At 72.9% G+C, this 4,203-nt stretch carries 4 protein-coding genes; 3 read left to right on the top strand and 1 reads right to left on the bottom strand.

All coding sequences use genetic code 11. The features are described 5' to 3' along the window. Positions 1-549 (top strand): SDR family NAD(P)-dependent oxidoreductase (locus H5J29_RS23050; protein ID WP_181783130.1); only part of this gene is annotated, 549 nt, incomplete at its 5' end. Between the two features lie 183 nt (positions 550-732). Beyond that, a complete protein-coding gene (locus tag H5J29_RS23045; RefSeq protein WP_181783129.1) occupies positions 733-1,848 on the top strand; it encodes an NDMA-dependent alcohol dehydrogenase in 1,116 nt (371 codons plus the stop codon). 38 nt (positions 1,849-1,886) lie between these two features. Here the strand turns inward: H5J29_RS23045 and H5J29_RS23040 are convergent, their stop codons facing one another. Beyond that, entirely contained in the window at positions 1,887-2,801 is a 915-nt protein-coding gene (locus tag H5J29_RS23040; protein ID WP_181783128.1) for an NAD(+)/NADH kinase, read from the bottom strand. On the opposite strand from H5J29_RS23040, the gene H5J29_RS23035 reads away from it, so the two are divergent. After that, the gene (locus H5J29_RS23035; RefSeq protein ID WP_181783127.1) at positions 2,785-3,936 is read left to right on the top strand and encodes a dipeptidase; all 1,152 of its coding nucleotides are present in this window, start codon (positions 2,785-2,787) and stop codon (positions 3,934-3,936) included. The two genes, H5J29_RS23040 and H5J29_RS23035, sit on opposite strands and share 17 nt — an antisense overlap. Positions 3,937-4,203 lie beyond the last annotated feature (267 nt).

Raw genomic sequence — 4,203 nt, 5'->3', positions numbered from 1 at the left:
GCCTCCCACCGCCCCCTGCTCGACGGCGTGGCGGCGCGGCACGGGGGGATCGACGTCGCCGTCGTCGCGTTCGGGCTGCTGGGGGACCAGGCGCGGGCGGAGGCCGACACCGCGCACGCGGTGCAGATCGTGCACACCGACTACGTGGCGCACGTCCAGGTCCTCACCGAGCTGGCGCAGGTGATGCGGGCCCGGGGCCACGGCACGATCGTCGTCTTCTCGTCCGTGGCCGGTGCCCGGGTGCGCCGCGCGAACTACGTCTACGGCTCCGCGAAGGCCGGGCTGGACGGGTTCGCCTCCGGTCTCGCCGACGCCCTCCACGGCTCCGGCGTGCGGCTCGTGCTGGTCCGGCCCGGGTTCGTGATCGGCCGGATGACCGAGGGCATGACCCCCGCGCCCTTCTCCAGCACCCCCGACCAGGTCGCGGACGCGACGGTCGCCGCCCTGCGCGGCGGGCGGGACGAGGTGTGGGTGCCGCGGGTCCTGCAGCCGGTGTTCGCCCTGCTCCGACACGCCCCGCGGGCGCTCTGGCGCCGGATGCCGCGCTGACCGCTCGGTGCCCGCCCGTCCCGAGGGCGAGAACGTCCGCGGGTGGTCCTCCACTGATCGTTCGGTCAGGTCGATAGTCGACAGTTCGGTGACGCCGCGTCACCGCGCTGGCGCCTACGTGACGGGGGTCCTAGTGTCGGGTGCGCATCTCCCCATGTGACGACGACGTCAGGAGGACTTCCAGTGCAGACTCGCGGAGCAGTGGTCCGGCAGGCACCCGGCAAGTACGAGGTCGTCGATCTCGAGGTCGACGACCCCCGCAACGGTGAGATCCAGGTCCAGATGGTGGCCTCGGGCATGTGCCACTCGGACGACCACATCGCCACCGGGGACATCCCCGTCGGCGTCTACCCCTTCGCCGGTGGGCACGAGGGTGCGGGCATCGTGACCAAGGTGGGTCCGGGCACGCCGAACTTCGCCGAGGGCGATCACGTCGTGTTCTCGTTCCTGCCCGGCTGCGGCAAGTGTCGGTGGTGTGCGAGCGGGCAGCAGAACCTCTGCGACCTGGGCGCGGGCCTGCTGGCGGGCTCCCGCTGGACCGACCCGACGAGCTACCGGCTCAGCCTCGACGGCCAGCCGGTGGGCCAGATGTGCGGCATCTCGACCTTCTGTGAGACGACGACGGTCTCGGTCGACTCGGCCGTGAAGGTGCCGGACGACATCCCGCTCGACAAGGCCTGCCTGGTCGGCTGCGGCGTGGGCACCGGATGGGGCTCGGCGGTCAACTCCGCCGAGGTCCGGCCGGGTGACACCGTGATCGTCATGGGCATCGGCGGGATCGGGATCAACGCGGTGCAGGGCGCGCGGCACGCGGGCGCGTCGAACATCATCGCGGTGGACCCGGTGGCCTTCAAGCGTGAGAAGGCCCAGGAGTTCGGCGCGACCCACGCCGTCGAGACGATGGAGGAGGCCGCCGAGCTCGGCCGCCAGTTCACCAACGGGCAGGGCGCGGACTCCGCGATCGTGACCGTCGGCGTGACGACCGGCGACCACGTGGCCCAGGCCTTCGGCGCGATCCGCAAGGCGGGCACCGCCGTCGTGACGGGGCTGGGGGACCTCCAGGAGGTCGGGGTGCCGATCGCGATCTCCGAGCTGACCCTGTTCCAGAAGCGCCTGCAGGGCTCGCTGTTCGGGGCCTCGGCGCCGAGCTACGGCATCCTGCGCCAGCTGGAGATGTACCAGCAGGGCGCGCTCAAGCTCGACGAGCTGGTGACCAAGACCTACACGCTCGACGAGATCGGCCAGGGCTACCAGGACATGCACGACGGCAAGAACATCCGCGGCGTCATCATCTACTGACCCTGTGAGCGGCGGTCGCCGCTCACGAGGGTGGGTGGTCAGTTGTCCCGCGCCTCCAGCTTCTCGCGGACGTCCTCGGGCAGCAGCTCACGCAGCTGCTCGGGGAGCAGCGGGAGGTCGAGGAGGCTGAGCTTGACCCGGCTGCGCCGGGCGTGGAGGTCCGGGTCGAGCCGGACCACGCGCCCGGCGTCCGGCTGTACGGAGACCTGCAGTCGGTCGCCGGGCGCCACGTCCGCCCGCCCGATCCCGTCGACCTCCACCGCGAGGGTGCCGCTGCGCGGGGTGAGGTCCAGGGCCAGGACGTCCGCCCCGGCGAGCACGAGCGGGCGGGAGATCCCGGACATCGGCGCGGACGGGGTGACCACGATCCCGTCGACGGACGGCGAGACCAGCGGCCCGCCCGCCGCGTAGCTGTAGGCCGAGGACCCGGCCGGGGTGGCGACGACGAGGGCGTCGCACCGGTAGTAGCCGAAGCTCAGGCCGTTCACGGACAGGGTGGCGTCCACGGTGCCGCGGCCCGGGTGCCGGGCCAGGGCGAGGTCGTTGAACGCCACGCTGCGCCGTTCGCCCTGGACGATCCGCAGCGCGCTGTGCGGCTCCTCGGTGAAGTCGCCGCTGATCAGCCGCGGCAGCGCCGTGTCCAGGTCGGCCGGGGTCACCTCCACCAGGAACCCCAGGTTGCCGAGGTGCACGCCCAGGACCGGCACCGGGCGCTCCGCCACGAGCCGCAACGCCCCGAGCATGGTGCCGTCGCCCCCGAGGCTGAGGACGCCGTCGCACTCGGTGGCCAGCTCGTCGGTCGAGACGGGGACCGCGCCCGACACCCGGCCCGCGTCCGCGGCGCGCACCAGGACCTCGACGCCGTGCTCGTGGGCGAAGGCGACGGCGCGCTCGGCGACGTCGGTCACGTCGTTGCGGGGATGGAGGACGAGGGCGATGCGGGAGGCGTGCACACCCCCCAGTCTGGATCACCGGGGTGGATACTCGGCGATCGTGCGCGCCACCGAGCTGCTCCTGATCGACGGACACAACGACCTGCCCTGGGCCCTCCGGGTGCTCGACGGGCCCGAGCCCGACCTCGCCGCGGGGGAGCCGCGCCTGCACACCGACCTGCCCCGGCTGCGCGCGGGCGGGGTGGGTGCGCAGTTCTGGTCGGTCTACGTGCCCTGCTCGTACGACGGGGCGGCGGCCGTCGCCGCCGTCGTCGAGCAGGTGGAGCGGGTGTACGCCCTCGCCGACCGGTACCCGGCGGACCTGCGCGTGGTCACCACCGCCGACGAGGTCGTGGCCGCCCACGCGGACGGCTGGATCGGGTCGCTGCTCGGCGCCGAGGGCGGGCACTCGATCGGCGGGTCGTTGCAGGTCCTGCGCGCGCTGCGGCGCTCCGGCGTCCGCTACATGACGTTGACGCACAACTCGAACACCGACTGGGCCGACTCGGCCACGGACACCCCCGTGCACGGCGGCCTGTCGGAGTTCGGGCTCTCGGTCGTGGCGGAGATGAACCGGATCGGCATGATCGTGGACCTCTCGCACGTGGCCGCGACCACGATGCGAGCGGCGCTCGCGGCGACCCGGGCGCCCGTGCTGTTCACCCACTCCTCGGCCCGCGCGGTCACGGACCATCCGCGCAACGTGCCCGACGACGTCCTGGAGTCGTTGCGGGACAACGGCGGCGTGTGCATGGTCACCTTCGTCCCGCGGTTCGTCTCGCGCGCGGTGGCGGACTGGGACGCGCGGCTGGCCGACGCCATGGCGGCCGCCGGGGCGGACCACCGCGACCTGCGTGCGCGAGACGCCTTCGCCGCGACCTGGGACGGCCCGAAGCCGCCCGGCGCGACCCTGGACGACGTCGTCGCGCACCTGGAGCACGCCCGCGAGGTCGCCGGGATCGAGCACATCGGGATCGGCGGGGACTACGACGGCGTGGCCGAGCTCCCGGCGGGCCTGGAGGACGTGAGCGGCTACCCGAGACTGTTCGACGCCCTGCGCGCCAGGGGCTGGAGCCCCGCGGACCTCCGCAGCCTGGCGGGCGAGAACACCCTGCGCGTCCTCCGCGCGGTGGACGAGGTGGCCCACGCGGACTGACCTCGGGGGTGATCAACAGGCCCTGAGGCAGGTTGGATCATGCGGAAACCTGCGTGGGGGTCTGTTGATCACCCCGGGTGGTGATCAACAGGCCTTGAGGCAGCTTTGATCATGCAACAGCCTGCGTGAGGGCCTGTTGATCACTGCTGGGGGTGATCAACAGGCCCTGAGGGTCGGGCGGAGGTCCTGCGGCTCCACCGACTCGACGCCCTCCTGGGTGATGCGGGCCGCGAGGGTCGCGGCGTGGTGCTGCAGGCCGCGCACGTC

The sequence above is a fragment of the Pseudonocardia pini genome (genome assembly GCF_013870575.1).
Taxonomy (GTDB): Bacteria; Actinomycetota; Actinomycetes; order Mycobacteriales; family Pseudonocardiaceae; genus Pseudonocardia; species Pseudonocardia pini.
This window is presented reverse-complemented; position numbering and strand designations above follow the sequence as displayed.

What these genes read in the sequence shown, in the direction of transcription:
- H5J29_RS23035 (WP_181783127.1), top strand. Translation starts at nt 2,785, where the DNA reads ATGCGGGAGGCGTGCACACCCCCCAGTCTGGATCACCGGGGTGGATAC.